This window comes from Paenibacillus sp. EB106-05-06-XG162 (assembly GCF_058791655.1).
Window position 1 is genome coordinate 13,122 of the sequence record NZ_JBYTDT010000029.1, and the last position, 16,716, is coordinate 29,837.

Here is a 16,716-nt window from a genome sequence, read left to right on the forward strand (position 1 = left end):
TGACAAGTAATTATTCCGATTCCGATTTCATTTTTTATAACATGGATGGTCTGCTATTTCTAAATTAAAAATGGAGGTTACATGTATTGGGGAGAAATCTCCGATACACGCGATAAGGTGAATATCAGACAGCGTCAAAAAGAACATAGAAGTTCTATTTGCGCCTAAAAGCACTCCCAAGAAGGAAATAACTACTATTCCAACACCTTTACCTCAACAAATCAAAAAGGAGCCGCTTCAAGCAAGCTCCTTATCTTGTGTTCCATTAGTTCAATAATCATCTCTGCTATGATATCGACATTTTTTCTTGAATCGCTTTTCTGGCTTCTTCTCGATCGTCAAAATGTATCGTTCGATCCTTTAAGATTTGGTAGGTTTCATGACCCTTCCCTGCTATAAGTACAATATCCCCAGACTCAGCAATTTGAATGGCTCTTGATATTGCTTCTCTCCGATCTTCAATGAGTTCATATGTGGCATTTGTTACTCCACATTCTTTTAATCCAACTTCAATATCCTGTAGGATTTGTATTGGATCTTCCGACCGTGGATTATCCGAAGTAACGATTACAATATCACTGTACTTTACTGAGAGATTGCCCATAACCGGACGTTTTGTACGGTCCCTGTCACCACCACAACCAAAAACTACTATAACTCTTCTCTTCGCAAACTCACGAACTGTCGAGAGCGCATTATCTAATCCGTCAGGGGTATGAGCGTAATCAGCAAGCACAAGGAAGTCCTGACCTTCATCGATGACTTCCATTCTGCCAGGTACAGTATTAAGGCTATCCAACCCTTCTTGGATTGCATATAAAGGGATCTGTTCGGCTAATGAAGCTGTTATGGCAGCGAGCGCGTTGTACACATTAAAAGTTCCTACCATTCTTAATTTAATCGATATCGTTCCTGCGAAGGAAACTAAATTAAATACAGTTCCTTGAGCATTCAACTGTATGTCCTTTGCCATAACATCTGCTTCATTAACAATTCCGTAGGTTAAGACTTGTGCAGCAGTTAATTTACGAAATATTGTAGATGCAGTATCATCTGCATTTAAAACGGCAAATTTGCGTTGAGATAGGTCAGGAAAAAAAGAATTTCCTATTCTTGAAAATAATAATCCTTTAGCGGATAAATAATTTTCCATTGTTCCATGATAGTCCAAATGATCTTGCGTTAAGTTCGTGAAAATTCCAGTTCGAAATTCACAACCTAGCACACGTCCTACATTTAACCCTTGCGAAGTGACTTCCATAACACAATAATCGATGGAAGCATCTTTCATTTTCTTTAAATTTGACTGTAGAACAGCAGGCTCTTGGGTATTGATATCGGTTTCCATCGTCATTGAACCAATTTTTGTTCCAAGGTTCCCCATCAACCCCGTATGAAATCCTGCATGCGCCAATATCGATTCAAGCATATGACATGTAGTGGTCTTTCCATTTGTTCCAGTAACGCCTATCAATTTTAAGTCACTACTCGGATAACCATAAAAGTGAGAAGCTATCACTGCCATAGCATATCGAGAATCAGGCACTTTGACGGTTGGTACAGATACGTTAATATCACGCTCTACTATAAGGGCGACCGCACCAGCATTGACTGCATCTTCAGCATAAGAGTGACGATCTTCTTGGAAGCCAGGTATACCAGGAACACAAATAAACAGATCTCCAGGGGTTACATGTTGTGAATTCATTTTGATGCCAGTTATATTAACATTCACATTACCACGTACTTCAGTGATGGTTAGAAGATCAATCAATTCTTTTAATTCCACTTGAAAGTGCCCCTTTTCGGTAAATTACTTTATATATCATATTCGCCCATCAATAAATTTTTCCTCTAACATTTTCCAGTTCGTTAAACATTCAGCGTAAGCGCCGCACCACAGATGATGAGAATGGGTCGAGGAAGAATCATGGAATTAGGTGCCGAAAGCTATGATGAGAGCATCCCTCGGATGCATTGAGTTATCCACATCCAAATAAAAAAGAGGCCCGGTCGGGCAGCAAGCCTTCTATTTCAAGCCTGCCGCCTTTCCGCGCCTCTTTTTCATGTTAATTCAACTTCGAGAAACCAATGATAACGGCATCCCGCTTCGACGGTTGCTGCCATCCCTTGCTTCATCGCATAAGACAAGTCATCCAAAAATCCTGTTGCTGGCTCTAGCGCAACATTATACCCGCCTTGATATCCTCCGTAATTCGCCCACACCGCGAAATAAGGCACTTGTTCCACCGGAAAATACATCGTAAGCGACTCGCCTGTGCTCGGATCGTGAAGTCCTGCCCGTCCTTCCGGCAGCTCGCCTCGGAAATAATACTTCTCCGCAGTCCTTGCCGTCATCGCTTCAACTTGATGCAGACGAATCTCTGGATGATCCTCGAACGGAATCGGCCAGCTTCGCACGTCTCCCGTTTGTCCAAGCCTCTCATGCTGTGAGTATGAAACGACGATCTCATTCAGCTCGGATGGGACGATGATCTCCATCCCTTCATGGACGGCGAATAACGGGTGCGCCGCCCACAAGAACGAGAGGGGGAACGGGCTGGGATTGTACACCGTATAATCGATCCGCAAGCGTTGTTCTTCGGTGAACGAATACGTTTTGCTCAGCTGGTACGGCAGCCGCACGCCATGCACATGACAGCTGAGTCGCTCATCCGCGATCTCGACCTGCCATGGTATGGACCACACCTCGCCGTGGTCAGCCATTTCCGTCCCCTGCCAAGGATGATTCGGATAGGTGCATACGTTGATCGTCGGAAACATCTCATCCCAGCCGCTGCCATCGCTGTCTGCGAATGAAGTCGCGTACCCCTTATTCCCAAGGGGACCAGCGGCTTCCGACAACCACTCTCTACCTGTCCGAAGATGCTTGAGCGATATCATTTTGCTGCCGAGTGCGGGCACGACCTTGATCTCCATCCATGCATTACGACCAACCCATATGTCATGACCCGACTGCTGCTCACATCGTTCCCATCGTGTCATACAAGCAGCTCCTCTCTACGCCAGTGCCAAATGAATCATGGCCCCTTGATGGATCGGATCCAGCGCCAGCGCTTGCTGGAAGCTCTTCTTCGCTTCCTCTTGGTTGCCGAGCCCCAGATGACCAAGCCCCATCATATAATGGCAATGGATGCGGTTCTTCTTGTTCAAATCTTCTTCGAACACGAGGAAATCCGGCAACGAGACGGCAAAATAATCAATTTTCTGCTCGATGAATAGATGCTGCTCGCCGAAGTCGATCAACTTATTGAACCGGCTACGCGCCGCTTTCTCATTGCCTAATTGACGCCATGCAACCCCTTGGTAGAAGATCATATGCGGTGGTTGGTCGTTGTAATAAATCGCGCTCGTCGGCTCATCCAAACCTCTCGAAGCGAGCTCCAAATAATGCTGTGCGGTATCTTGATCTCCCAACTGTTGATGCGCGAAGCCTAGATAATAATGGATGTTGTTCTCCTGCGCGCCTTCCAGCTTCCCTTCATTGATGTTCAGCGGATATTGCTTCGTCAGCAACAATTGATCAATAGCTTCTTGAACCCTGCCTTCCTGCAGCAGCTTCTTCGCCCATTCCACGCGAGCGATGACATATTGGGCTGGTACTTTCCCTTCGCCACCTTCCCAAGGATGGAAATGCCGATTCAGAATCAGACCGATCGCTTCCTCATGACGGCCCTGCAAATTGTAGAGCGTAATATATTCCAGATAGAGATCATCGCGCGCTTCGACGAGTGCCTTATGCTTCTCCATCATGTTTAGTCGCTGTTCCGGCGTGTAAGCAAGCTTCTTATAGAGCTGATCCAGCTCATAATAGACGCGCGCATCCGCTGGATTCAGGGAGAATGCTTGCTCGAGCGATGCCAACGCGGCCTCAGGATTCCCTTGTTTGTTGAAGTAAGCTAACGCAAGATTGCGATGCGCCGTAGCGAACGTGTCATTCAGCTGTACAGACTTCTTCCAATAGGTTACGGCTTCCCCGTGACGCTTCTTGTCATAGAGCAAATTACCGAGATAGTACGGCGCCTTCGAATCGTTCTCACGCGCATCCGTCGCATGCTTCAACACGATGTAATCCTGCACAGTATTCGGGAAGCAATAGGTTGGATCTGCCGCCTCAGCCTGCTGATAGAAAGCGTCGCATTCATCGGCACAGCCAAGCTTCATGCTGTAGAACCCTTGGTAGTAGCGTATCATCGGGTACACGTGACCCGCCGAACGTGAAGCGATACGATCGAGCACATTGAGCGCCTCCGTATATTGACCGGCGTCGGCATAATCCTGTGCCAGCGCAATATAGCTATGTGCATTGCCTCGCATCAACCCTTCCAACTCTTCGAAGCATTTCACTGCATTGACGGTATCCCCGACTTGCTCATACATGTAAATGCGTTCATTGCGAGAACCGAATTCAATCGGATCCAGCGCGATGGTCTCCTCCGTATACCGCGCCGCTTCTTCGAGGTGGTTCAGTTTGCGTAACACCAAGCTCTTCAGATTGCGGGCTTTATAGTTCCGCATTTGCATGCAGAGCGAGCGGTCCAGGAGTTCTAACGCTTCCTCATACGCCTCTTTCTCGCAGGCGATTTGCGCGAGCGCAAAGTATCCTGCCGCCTGCCATGCTGCCGACCACACCGATTTGTAGAATGCGGCAAAGGCTTCGTCGAGCCGACCTTGCAGCTTGAGCGTTTTTCCGAGGTTATAGAAGGGCTCGCTGTCGTAAGGTCTAGCATTATGCCGAGTCAGCGTCTCGATCGCTTTCCTGAAATAAGCTTCACTTTGTTCTAACAGCCCCCGACGTAACAACAGCTGGCCATATGCGTTGTTGAGTCGAATATCTCCCGGGTCACGGCGAAGCCCTTCCAGATAGTAGGCATCCGGTTCATACGTCGCATGACGATACTGCTCCAGATGCAGCCCTGCGAGATAGAGTGCTTCCGTATTGGCTAATTCCTCCGGTTCACCGATGGCCTTGGCCGGATCCGGCGTCTGTTCGACTTTCTTCGGCCTTGGCTGATACGAGATGAGTTCTCTTCCGCTTGCTGTGAATACGGCCAGCACGAGATCTTCCTCACGATCCTCCGGATCCAGCTCCGCTGTGATGGTGAAGGGTTCCGTCGGTGACATCGTTATCCTCTTGTCAACGTATGTGACCCGAGTACTTCTAAGCCTAACGTGCGCATCCTCGAAGACTGACGTCGCATACGCATGAGCTGTGATCGACTGATCTGTCACTTCCAAATTCACGGCCGCATCGATGGACGCATTCTTCACCATGCCAAGGTGTTTGTAAGGCATGAAATATTGCTTGAAGCTCTTCTCTTCATACGGCTGAAGCCATGTAAAATCCGGCTGATTATCGGTATACACACCTGTCATGAGTTCAATGTACGGGCCGTCCTCGTCCGTCAAGTTGCGATCCCATGCCTGTCCGAACTCGCCATGGCCCCATGTCCATTGCTTTTTGCCCGGCGAAACATGCTTATTCGCTATGTGCAGAATGCCGACTTCCAGCTGGTGGTCATAACCGCCGACGAAATTGTAATCGGAATGGTACGCCATATACGATGTCGGCACGGGAATATTGGAATATTTCGAAATGTCAACCCCTTCGGAATAGTCCATCTTATAGTACGTTCCCGTCGCAATCGGAAATTTCGATACGTCACGTTTGCCATGGTCGAATACCGCATGCACATCCGGCGGAAATACCGATTGCGTATGATCATTGACGGCTACCGCAGGATTCGCCCACCAGAGGAAGGTCTGCGGCTCGGATGTACGGTTATACATCTGTGCATGAATCTCAAGGTACGCCTTGCCCGGATAAAGCGTAAATCCAGTCGTCACCTTCGTTCCGTACATGCGGTCGATCTCGCCGACCCATACCGTCTTGCTGCCGTCTGGATTATCTTCGATGCGATATTCCACGGGACCGAACGTATTCGGGCGATGATGCTGCGGCCAGTTGAACTCGATGCCGCCCGAGATCCAAGGACCGGTAAGGCCGACCAACGCGGGCTTAATCACTTGGTTGTGATAGACGAAATCATATTGATTCGTCTTGTCGATCGCACGATAGACACGACCGCCAATTTGCGGCATGATCTGGATCTGAACATATTCATTCTCGAGGAACACCACTTGATACGGCTTCATCACTTTATCATCGTAAATTTTATCAATGACCGGATTCGGATAGACGCGGCCCGAGCTGCCTTGATAGACCCGCTTCTCTAGGAACATGGGGTTCTTGTCCGGCTCCCCTACTTCATATGTTGGGATGTCAATCGTCTCTTCCCATACTTTCACGCTCTCTACTAACGTTGTCATGGTCTGTACCCTCCTAATGCAATAGATTCATTGTGATACCCCCATCTTACGAGCTTCCGGCCATGAACACCATTGACTATCGCATGATTGTGATGGACTATTTTATGATTGTAACCCAACACTCTTCATTGACATTTCAGATAGGAAGAAGCATAGTTGAAGCATGGATACGATCAAAAAACAAGACGGCTTCATGTCGCAAAAATTAATCGTTCTGCCGGAACATATCCTGGCGGAGTATGCAGCACATCCGCTGATCCGGTCCCTGTATATCACCGACATCGGCTACTTCCCACAGGCGATGCATCACTATCGCGAGCGTCCCGAGGGCAGCCCGTCCTACATCATCATGTATTGCATCGCTGGTGAAGGATGGGTTCGGTTAAATCAAAACAGACTGCATCAGATGCACAAAGGATCGATCATCGTCATCCCAGCGAACACGCCCCATGCCTACGGGTCATCCGAATCCCACCCATGGACTATCTATTGGTTTCATATGCGGGGCGAGAATGCACCTGCTTTCTTCGAGGGCATTGATTCATTCACGGCGCCATCGCAAGTCTCGGTGGAGAAATCGACGCAAATCATTGAGCTGTTCCATGAATCCTATGAACTTCTAGAGAAAGGATACTCGTTAAATCATATTATTTATGTCTCGCAATTGGCCTGCCATCTCGCCGCGCTCATACGATTCTCGCAGCAGCAGCCGAAGATGCCGAAGTCGCGGCAGAACAAACACGATATTGAGGAATCCTTGCAATATATGAGCGCGCACATAGAACAGCAGGTGACGCTGCAAGAGCTGGCGGAGCAAGCGAAGCTATCCGTACCTCATTATTCGATGCTGTTCAAGGATGCGACGGGATACTCGCCCATCGATTACTTTCTACGGCTCAAAATCCAGCGGGCGTGCCAATATCTTGACTTAACGGATCAGAGCATCAAGGAAATCAGCCTTCAGCTCAGCTTCCAGGATCCCTACTACTTCTCCCGTATCTTCAAAAAAATAATAGGGAAGTCCCCTTCCGCGTACCGAGATACGCGGAAGGGATGACTTCCCTAACGAAGTAAAATCAATGATTATTCCGGCTTAGACTCGCTGTATGCGGTACATCAGACTATCGAAATCGCCTCGCAGCGGCAGCTCGATACCAATGTTCATCAGCGCCCGACCCGTCCATGTGCCTTCGAGCTGATCGATCCGGTAAGATTGATCGGCTTGAAGCCCTTGCAGACGAAGTCGCGGCAGCGGTTCCCCAAGAAGCTGGGAATGCAGGAACCCGAATAGGACGCTCTCCGAGCCGTCTAGGCTCACATATTGTACGGCTGTAACGCCTTTATGCTTCAAGGCTGGCAGCCGGTATTGCTGTCCGTATTGAATCACCGGGCGAATGTCTTTGTACTGCTGTACGAAGGCAGCCGATTGCTCGATCAGCTCATCGCTCCATTCGTTCAGATTCGACCCGATCCCGAGCGTCCCCATCATGGCGCTGTGGAAGCGGTACGCCAGTGACGTCACTCGCTTATTCATGCCGCTAGGCGATTCCGTCACCCAACAGGTCATGAGTTTCGGCGGATACGCATACGAGAATCCTTCCTGAATGCTCAGGCGATCGAAGGCATCCGTGTTATCGCTCGGCCACGATTGATCCGCATAGCGAAGGATACCAAGATCAATCCGTGAGCCCCCGCCAGCACACGTCTCGAAGGCGACATGCGGGAAGCGCTCGCGCAGCTCGGCCCAAATCTCATACAGTGTCTGTACGTGGCGAATCCATACTTCCTTCTGACGATGAATCGGATGATCCTTCATGCCCGGCTCTGTGATCGTACGGTTCATATCCCATTTAATGAACGTAATGTCATGCTTCGATAGCAGATCGATCATGAACGTTAAAATATACTGCTTCACTTCCGGCTTCGAAATGTTGAGCAGCAGCTGATTGCGCAGCTCTGTCCGTCCCCGCGTCGGGAAGTGATAGACCCAATCCGGATGCTGGCGGTACAGCTCACTGTCCGGATTGACGGATTCCGGCTCAACCCAAATGCCAAATTCCATGCCGAACGCGTGCACCTTCTCGATCAGTTCATTCAATCCCTTGGGGAACTTCTCCTGGTTCACGAACCAATCCCCAAGCCCCGCTCGATCATGGTTGCGTGCGCCGAACCAGCCGTCATCGACGACGAACAGCTCTACCCCTAGCTTCGCCGCACGTTCCGCCAACGCCATCTGGTCCTTCGCATTCACATCGAAATAAGTCGCTTCCCAAGAGTTATACAATACCTTCCGCGGCTCTTGGCTCGGAATAATATACTGGTATTGATAATGATGGAGATGCCGGCTCATTTCGCCGAATCCGCCTTCCGTATACCCGCCGACGAACATTGGCGTATCGAAGCTCTCCCCCGGACCAAGGATCCATTCACTATCGAAATCATTGATCCCGCCGCTCACCCGGACTTGGTTGAATGACGATTTCTCGGCGGTGATCTTCCAGTTGCCGCTCCATGCCAGCGCGCCGAACCAGACTTGTCCGCGCTCTTCCGTTGCCTGCCCGCTATCCACGGCGAACCATGGATTCGCATGACCGTCCGTGAAGCCTCTGCGGGATTCGAGCACTTTTTTCCCTTCCGACAGAACGGTATTGCGCAGCTGGAATTCCCCGGACCATTTGCCCGTGACATGCGTTAACCGATAATCGGGTAAGGCTGGAAGGCTCCATGCCGCAGATTGCATGCTCTCCAAGACGATGTCGTGCTGGCCTGTATTGACGATTTTCACAGAACGTTCAATGAGATCGAACGCCGGGATGACTGCATAAGTTAAATGCACCTCAATCGGATAAGCGCGGTCCTTCATCGTAATGATCAAGGTTTCTTTGCCGTCCTGCTCCGTCATCTGGTGCCCGGCGTAATCCATACAGAGGTCGCGTACGCCATCCGGCCAGATGACCTTCAAGGAAGGCTCGCTGTAGACGAGTCCTCCCCAGAAGCTGTATTCTTCGATCTCCCTTTCCAGTTCCATATCAAAGGAGCTATGGCCCCTGTTCGTAAGCAGCGGAATGCAATCTTCCACGTCTACGGGTGTACCCCAATACAGATGCTGCAGAATGCCTTTCGCGTTAATACCGAATACATAAGAGGAGCCTTTCGTCTGAATTGCGAATATGCGATGCTGTTCTTGATACTGAATCACTAGCTATCCACCTGCTCTCAACGATTTCGTGATGTTTTATTGCCCCGTTACTTCCACAATTCCAATCGTGCCTGATAGTTCTCGTTGTAGACTTTCTCGAGCTTTGCAAGTCCGGCAGCTTCCACTTCCTTCATCATCTGGTTGTACATATCCGTAACTTGCTGTTCTGTCGGTGCAAGCGCCATTTTGAGATAATACTTGTTGATCGTCTCGCCCACCTTCTGCTCCATGATCGCTTCCGGCGTACCGCCTGCAGGACCCAGATTGTCGTAAGGTGCCGTATCGTAAGCCGTATCCGCCAAGTTCTTGATCGCGAGATCCGTCGTTGGATCCGATTTATAGCGTCCGATCAGATCGTAAGGCGTACCGTCCGAACCCGGACCGTTCTTGATCATCCATGTCCATTTGCGAATGCCCGTTGTCTTGGAAGCTTCATTCCAATCTTTCGTAAAAGCATCCAGCACTTCTTGGCGCGGAACGTGCTTCCCGTCCTTCATGTCCCAATCCTTGCCTTCTAATCCCCACATTAGCAAATACTGGCCTTCTTCGCTAGCTAAAAAATCCAACATTTTGATCGTACGCACCGGATCTTTATTCGTCTTCGAGATCGTTACTCCGTCCCAGCCCAAGGAGCTCTTCGGTCCATATGTCGTCTGATCGGCCGCAATGTTCGGCCCTAGCACTTTGTATTGATAGAGCTGACGCTCTTCCTTGTTCGTGCCTTCCGGCGCATCTGCCTTGAGCAGCGTATTCGGAGCCCCTACGTTCCACGAAGCATTCGCTGTGGCGAACACGTTGCCGGCGGCGATCTTCTGTTCATACTGCTTGGTCTTCATCGTCGCCCACTCTTTATCGATCAACCCTTTGTTATACAGGGAGTTAATGAATTTCATCATGTCCAGGTAACGTGGATCGCGGATATCTTTCTTCAGCTCCCCATTCGTTTCGTAATAGGTCTTCATGCCGAACATCCCCTTGAATGTCCACTGCACGCTGCCCATATCTTCCCCATTGAGCGTCATCGGAATGGAAGGCTTGCCGTCGATCGTCGGATATTTCTCTTTGAATTTCACGAGCAAATCTTCGAATTCTTGCGCCGTGAACGGTTCACCGTTATTCACCTTATCGCCGACGCCAAGCTCCTTCAGCATATCCATCCGCATCAAGAAGCCGAATACCGGGTATTTCTCGAGACCGTACCAGTTTGCCAAATAGTAGTTCTTCCCGTCAGCGCTTCTCGTCTTCTTGAGTGTATCGCCGTACATCTTCTTAATGTTCGGGCCGTATTGGTCGATCAGGTCATTCAGTGGAATGATCGCCCCCGAAGCAATGTACTTGTTCATGATATCGCTTCCACGATCCAGCATGAGAACATCCGGCAAATCGTTGCTCGCGAGCATCAAGTTCAGCTTCTCGAGCGGGTTCCCTGTCGGCTGCTGGATCTCCACCGTTACGCCTGTCTTCTCTGTAATCGCCTTCGCTACCGGGTTCGTGAACGCATCGCCCGTATTCTTATCGAACCATGTCAGCTTGATCGGAGCTGTATCGTTCGCTGCCGAATTCGATCCTGCTCCTGAACCTGTCTCATTGGAAGCCGAATTCGAACCGCAGCCAGCCAGCAAAGACAGAACCAATACCGCCGATACAACTAAGTTTACCTTCTTCATACATTAACCCCTCTCTGAAGTTCGTATTGATGGTTGCCTACTGAATCTAAGATTAATTGTAAGAAGCCTTGATTCGATAATCTATAACGCAATGTTATTATTCATAGTGGAAAACGTCTTTCATCATTGAATGGCTAGGTCATCTCTTAGCTGTGATGCTTCGGGATGCGCACAGTTACTGTCGTCCCAATGCCCAGCCGGCTAAAGACATCGACGCCGTACGCATTGCCATAGGTCAGCTGAATGCGGTCATTGACGTTCTTAATCCCGTAACCTGATAGATTATTCGCCGTCTGGAAGGCATCCTCCAGATTCCTTGGCGGCATCCCCGCGCCATCGTCGATCACTTGGAATACGATATCTTCGCCATCCGCATAGAGCTTCACAATGATATTAATGCCCGACTCGTGACAGATGGCATGGTTAATGCAATTCTCAATGAACGGCTGCAGAATTAGCTTGATCGTCGTATATTTGAACAGCTCTTCGTCGAGGTCATAATGCATATGCAGCATGCCCCGGAATCGAATCTCTTGAATCGCAATGTAGTTCTTTACCAGTTGAATCTCTTGATTCACGAGGATAATCCGCTTGCCCTTGTTCAAGGAGATTCGGTAATATTTCGCGAGATAGTTCACCATCTCGTAGACCTTGGTGCCGCCTTCCTTCAATGCAAGCGAGGAGATCGAGGCGAGCGTATTGTATAGAAAATGCGGATTGATTTGGGCCTGCATCGTCGTTAACTCCGCTTCTTTCGTCGATATTTCCTTCACGTACACGTCTTCAATCAAATCTTGAATCTTGGAGGCCATCTTGTTGAAAGCGAACGATAACTGCCCGATCTCATCATGCCCCATGGACTGGATGGAGACCTGGAAATCCCCCTTTTCCACTTTGCGAATATAGAGAAGCAGCTTCTCAATCCGTTTCGTAATGACCTTCGTCGTCACATAGATCAAAAGGATCGATGCCGCGAAGGCGATCACCGCGACCCATACGATGCGTGCCGTCGCCTTATTCGTATTCTCGAGCAGCTCATGATACGGGACGGTGATGACGGTCTTCCATCCGTTGCTCAACGCCTTGTACGTGAAGAACCGATCCTCCCCGTTCACCTGCTTGTCGAACTTGCCGGAGGTCGACTGAAGATCATCCGCGATCGGAAATGTATCGTATAATTTCTTCGACGCCAGATTCTTGTCAGATGTTGTAATGACGCGGCCAGCATGGTCGATAATATAGACGCTTTTGTTATTGTTCTCTTTCTCAATGAGGGAGTAGAGCTCCGCGTCGCTAATCTGGATAATCAAGATCCCGTACGGATGTGTCAGGCTGAAGTAGCTCAGCGAGCGCGCCAGAATCAAGGTATGCTCGTCCATCTGGGTATAGACCGTGTCGCCCGCCGCTTCAATGGCCATCTGCCGCACCGCCTCAGGAAGCTCCTCCGTATATCGAATATATTCGCCGTCCGAATACAGCGTTTTATTATCCGTATAAATAGTGATCCCCTGTATATTCGTGTTGAGTGCGAGCATCGCGGAGAACTGCCGATTGATGTACTCGAAGGCATCCAAATAATAGAACGCCTGCTCATAATCATTCGACAGGTAATTGCGAAGCTGCGAGTCCATGTACATGATGTTGGATAACTGATGATAGTAGTCCAATCGATTCTCGATATTCGTGTTGATTTGATTCAGCGTGCCGCTCAAGCTCGCATACGTCTGCTCCGTAATCTGATCCCGGGTCGAGGTATAGGAATAATAAATCATGCCGAAGAATGGGATGATCGATAGCAGAAAAATGAAAATAAACTTGTTGCGCAGTTTCAAATCCGTCATCCACGACAGCCGATGGGCGATCGTTTGCCAGAAACGCAGCTTCTTATAGGTTTTTTCGGTATTCATTCGGTGTGACTCCTTGATGCTTCAGGAATAGGGAAATGAAGTATGAAGTACTCTCGTAGCCTACCTTTTGCGCAATATCCTGGACTTTCAGCGAAGGATCCGACAGCATCTGCTTGGCCTTCTCGAGCCGAATCCGCGTCAAATAATCATGAATCGTCACGCCGGTCTTCTCTTTGAAAATCGACCGCAAGTAATTCGGTGACAGGTAGACTTGGCTGGAAAGGCTCGTAATCGTTATCTGCTCATGATAGGTCTGCTGAATAATGGAACTCACTTGGTGCACCAGCTTCAAGTTCTTATCCGTGAAGCGATCCTTCATCGAATCCATCATATGCCTCAGTATCTGACTGACGGCCTCTTCAATTTCATGGATCGTCTGGCAATCATAAATCGCATGGTAGACATTTGCCCGCGTCTCCGCCGTATTTGTATCCGAAGGATTACTGCGAAGCTGGTCCTGAATTCTTCCCACAAGATCCAGCGCCCAATCATGAATGAACTTCTTGCGCACCCGCAGTGTCACTAGCCGCGTACAATACTCCTGCAACATCCAGACAACCCGTTCCTCCTCCATCTGTTGAACCGCTACGAGCAATTCGTTCTCTGCAAAAGGCGGCAACTGATCGCTGTCCATATTCATGCGCATATCCTGTGCGAAAATCACTTTGCCGTACCCCGTATAAAAGAGTTCGCTTAACACCTTCCTCGCATGATCATACAACGCGTGGACTTGCGCAAGTGGTCCAACCTGTTCCGTGACGGCTAACGTGACCATAAAAGGCAGTGCTTGCTTCACTGCCTGCGCAAGCTCGGCCCAGAACAAGCGCTGCATCACGCGGGGATGACTGTCCATCAGGATCAGCATCTCCCCTTCACGTAGCGAGACATCGTTCCAGGACAGCTGGCACGAGAAGAAATAATGGCCCATGAACGTACGAATCTGATTCATCGCATCCTCAATGAACATCTCCCGCTCCTCGACATGGTCGTCAATGGAGACCAGAACCACGGTATAATCCGCCTGATAGGATCTTCGTTCCAACCGCTCGAAGCTCTCCATCAAGTTGCTTTTGCGATCCTCGTTCTTCTCATAGATCAGTTCCTTCAAGATGTTCGATTTGGTCACTTGAATCGATCTATTTTTCAACCGTACTTCTTCACACTTCTCTTTGACGCGCGTCATCACGCTTCCGATCTCTTCTAGATCCAGCGGTTTCAATAGATAACCGACGGCGCCGACATTGAGTGCCGACTTCACATATGTAAATTCATCATGTCCCGTCAAGAAAACAATCTTCATCCAATCGAACTGCTCCGTCACCTGCTTCGCGAGTTCAATGCCGTTCATGATGGGCATCTGAACGTCCGTTAACACGATATCCGGCTGGATCGTCTGGATTTTCTCCAACGCATCCTTTCCGTTGATGGCCGTGCCCGCGACGTAAATCCCCATCTCTTCCCAACGAATGATGTCGCGCATCATTTCTAATTCTATCTCTTCATCGTCTACTAGAAATATGCTGTACATGATGACCACTCCTTGTTCGCTGACTTTTAACTTATTATAGCTTCCTTGGCATGCCTTTCTGAATCCCTTTTCAAAATGTAAGTTATTTTCAAGCATCATTCGGAACATTGTCATATCGACATCTATTTTTTCGTGATCTTATAATTTTCTTATCACAAGAAACTGCGAGGTGTCATACATGCAAACAAACATGAACGTACACGATGGACGAGAGCTCACGATTCCTCGTCGGAAGCTCTGGACGGTCTTCAAAGAGCAGAAATACCTTTTCCTCATGATGCTGCCCGCCTTGATCTGGGCCCTGTTGTTCGCCTATACACCGATGGTCGGCCTGTACATGTCCTTCGTGAATTACCAGCCGAACCTAGGCGGGTTCTGGACAACCTTGTTCCATAGCGAGTTCGTAGGCTTCGATTGGTTCGAGTACTTCTTCACGAACGGCGACTTCCTGATCGTATTGCGTAATACGCTGGCATCCACGTTAATTACGCTGTGCTTCTCTTTTCCGATGCCGATCCTGATCGCCATCGCCATCAATGAGATCAAGAGTGTCCGCTTCAAGAAAACGGTACAGACCGCATCCTATCTGCCGTATTTCATCTCGTGGGTTATCGCGGCGAATATTATCGTAACTCTACTGTCATCGGATGGCGCCATAAATGCAATTCTTAAATTTTTCCATATTACCGATGAGAGCATCTTGTTCTTGCAGAACGGCAAGTACTTCTGGTGGATCGTCGCGATCGGCAACACTTGGAAGGATATGGGGTACAGTTCGATCATGTATTTGGCAGCGATTTCAGCGATCAATCCAGAGCTCTATGAAGCTGCCAAGGTCGACGGGGCCAATCGGTTCAAGCAAATTCGCTATATTACGCTACCGCACCTGAAGCCAACCATCGTCATTCTATTGATTCTAGCACTCGGTGGCATTCTGAATGCCGGCTTCGACCAGCATTTCTTGCTCGGCAATGAACTGACCAAAGACTACTCCGACGTCTTGTCGACGTATTCGTTCCGCTACGGGATTCAGAACGGCATGTTCTCGTACGCCTCTGCCGTAGGCATGTTCAGCTCGGTTGTAGCCTTTATCATCGTCTGCATCGTCAATTTCACCGCCAAAAAAGTTAACGGGCAATCCTTATTCTAGGGCAACGAGGAGGGACTATCATGAAAAGCAAAAAAAGCATTGCGGAATATATGTTCGACACAGCACTCTATCTGTTCCTCACGGTCATCTTCATCGTCACGTTCTACCCGTTCTGGAACATTCTCGTCATCTCGTTAAATGATGCGACCGATACGCTGCGGGGCGGGTTATACTTCTGGCCGCGGGAAATAACCTTCGACAGTTATCTTACCATCTTCCGTAATCCAGAGATCTGGAGCGCCATTCGTGTCACGCTCTTGCGTACGATCATCGGGACATCGCTCTCGATCTTCTGTATCTCCATGCTCGCCTACTCGCTGAGTAAGCGGCATCTGATCGGTTGGCGATTCTTCTCGTTCTTCTTCGTCTTTACGATGTATTTCGGCGGCGGATTGATTCCGACGTACATGGTCATCAAATCGCTAGGATTAATCGACTCCTTCTGGGTCTTCATCTTCCCGGGACTGATTGGCGTCTTCCTCATGATTCTGGTCCGTACGTTCATCGAACAGCTGCCCGGCGAGATCGAAGAGTCCGCGAAGATCGATGGCGCCAACGACCTGCAGATTTTCTTCCGCATCGTCATGCCGCTGTGCGTACCTGTGCTCGCGACGATCGGACTGTTCCTGGCCATTGGGCACTGGAACTCCTGGTACGACTCGTACATCTACACTTACAAGCCGGAGCTGAAAACTTTGCAAGCCGTCCTGGTCAAAATTCTGAATCAATTCCAGACTGCGAGCATGATGTCCGATGCGCAGCAGCTGGCGAAGAGCAATTCCCGCGTCCCGGTATCCAGTGAGAGCATTCGGATGGCAGTCACAATGGTAGCGACGCTGCCAATCGTCCTCGTCTATCCGTTCGTACAGAAATATTTCGTCAAAGGGATGATGATGGGCGCGATCAAGAGTTAA

At 49.2% G+C, this 16,716-nt stretch carries 10 protein-coding genes; 3 read left to right on the forward strand and 7 right to left on the reverse strand.

Annotated features, from left to right (window positions below):
- Positions 1-286: 286 nt before the first annotated feature.
- The 3 genes from AC3WU2_RS30130 to AC3WU2_RS30140 all read right to left on the reverse strand — a co-directional run bounded on the left by AC3WU2_RS30130 (position 287) and on the right by AC3WU2_RS30140 (position 6,351).
- Positions 287-1,789: a UDP-N-acetylmuramoyl-L-alanyl-D-glutamate--2,6-diaminopimelate ligase gene (locus AC3WU2_RS30130; protein WP_492458516.1), complete on the reverse strand. Its 1,503-nt coding sequence runs from the start codon at positions 1,787-1,789 to the stop codon at positions 287-289.
- 275 nt (positions 1,790-2,064) lie between these two features.
- Complete coding sequence (locus tag AC3WU2_RS30135; protein WP_492458517.1) at positions 2,065-3,006, reverse strand: aldose epimerase family protein; 942 nt, start codon at positions 3,004-3,006, stop codon at positions 2,065-2,067.
- Between the two features lie 15 nt (positions 3,007-3,021).
- Positions 3,022-6,351: a DUF5107 domain-containing protein gene (locus AC3WU2_RS30140; RefSeq protein WP_492458518.1), complete on the reverse strand. Its 3,330-nt coding sequence runs from the start codon at positions 6,349-6,351 to the stop codon at positions 3,022-3,024.
- Between the two features lie 163 nt (positions 6,352-6,514).
- Between AC3WU2_RS30140 and AC3WU2_RS30145 the strand changes: the two genes are divergently transcribed.
- Positions 6,515-7,408 (forward strand): AraC family transcriptional regulator, encoded by an 894-nt coding sequence (locus tag AC3WU2_RS30145; RefSeq protein WP_492458519.1) that lies wholly within the window; start codon positions 6,515-6,517, stop codon positions 7,406-7,408.
- Positions 7,409-7,444: 36 nt separating this feature from the next.
- On the opposite strand, the gene AC3WU2_RS30150 is transcribed toward AC3WU2_RS30145, so the two are convergent.
- The 4 genes from AC3WU2_RS30150 to AC3WU2_RS30165 form a co-directional block, all read right to left on the reverse strand.
- Positions 7,445-9,550: an alpha-galactosidase gene (locus AC3WU2_RS30150; protein WP_492458520.1), complete on the reverse strand. Its 2,106-nt coding sequence runs from the start codon at positions 9,548-9,550 to the stop codon at positions 7,445-7,447.
- Positions 9,551-9,597: 47 nt separating this feature from the next.
- On the reverse strand, positions 9,598-11,217 hold the full coding sequence (locus tag AC3WU2_RS30155) for an ABC transporter substrate-binding protein (RefSeq protein WP_492458521.1): 1,620 nt from the start codon (positions 11,215-11,217) through the stop codon (positions 9,598-9,600).
- Positions 11,218-11,363: 146 nt separating this feature from the next.
- Positions 11,364-13,124 (reverse strand): histidine kinase, encoded by a 1,761-nt coding sequence (locus AC3WU2_RS30160; protein ID WP_492458522.1) that lies wholly within the window; start codon positions 13,122-13,124, stop codon positions 11,364-11,366.
- On the reverse strand, positions 13,102-14,652 hold the full coding sequence (locus tag AC3WU2_RS30165; RefSeq protein ID WP_492458523.1) for a response regulator: 1,551 nt from the start codon (positions 14,650-14,652) through the stop codon (positions 13,102-13,104). The genes AC3WU2_RS30160 and AC3WU2_RS30165 overlap by 23 nt, the downstream gene beginning before the upstream one ends.
- Positions 14,653-14,830: 178 nt before the next feature.
- Between AC3WU2_RS30165 and AC3WU2_RS30170 the strand changes: the two genes are divergently transcribed.
- A complete protein-coding gene (locus tag AC3WU2_RS30170; RefSeq protein ID WP_379349577.1) occupies positions 14,831-15,802 on the forward strand; it encodes an ABC transporter permease in 972 nt (323 codons plus the stop codon).
- 20 nt (positions 15,803-15,822) lie between these two features.
- Complete coding sequence (locus tag AC3WU2_RS30175; RefSeq protein WP_492458524.1) at positions 15,823-16,716, forward strand: carbohydrate ABC transporter permease; 894 nt, start codon at positions 15,823-15,825, stop codon at positions 16,714-16,716.

What these genes read in the sequence shown, in the direction of transcription:
- AC3WU2_RS30165 (WP_492458523.1), bottom strand. Translation starts at nt 14,652, where the DNA reads ATGTACAGCATATTTCTAGTAGACGATGAAGAGATAGAATTAGAAATG.
- AC3WU2_RS30175 (WP_492458524.1), top strand. Translation starts at nt 15,823, where the DNA reads ATGAAAAGCAAAAAAAGCATTGCGGAATATATGTTCGACACAGCACTC.
- AC3WU2_RS30155 (WP_492458521.1), bottom strand. Translation starts at nt 11,217, where the DNA reads ATGAAGAAGGTAAACTTAGTTGTATCGGCGGTATTGGTTCTGTCTTTG.
- AC3WU2_RS30140 (WP_492458518.1), bottom strand. Translation starts at nt 6,351, where the DNA reads ATGACAACGTTAGTAGAGAGCGTGAAAGTATGGGAAGAGACGATTGAC.
- AC3WU2_RS30170 (WP_379349577.1), top strand. Translation starts at nt 14,831, where the DNA reads ATGCAAACAAACATGAACGTACACGATGGACGAGAGCTCACGATTCCT.
- AC3WU2_RS30135 (WP_492458517.1), bottom strand. Translation starts at nt 3,006, where the DNA reads ATGACACGATGGGAACGATGTGAGCAGCAGTCGGGTCATGACATATGG.
- AC3WU2_RS30145 (WP_492458519.1), top strand. Translation starts at nt 6,515, where the DNA reads ATGGATACGATCAAAAAACAAGACGGCTTCATGTCGCAAAAATTAATC.
- AC3WU2_RS30160 (WP_492458522.1), bottom strand. Translation starts at nt 13,124, where the DNA reads ATGAATACCGAAAAAACCTATAAGAAGCTGCGTTTCTGGCAAACGATC.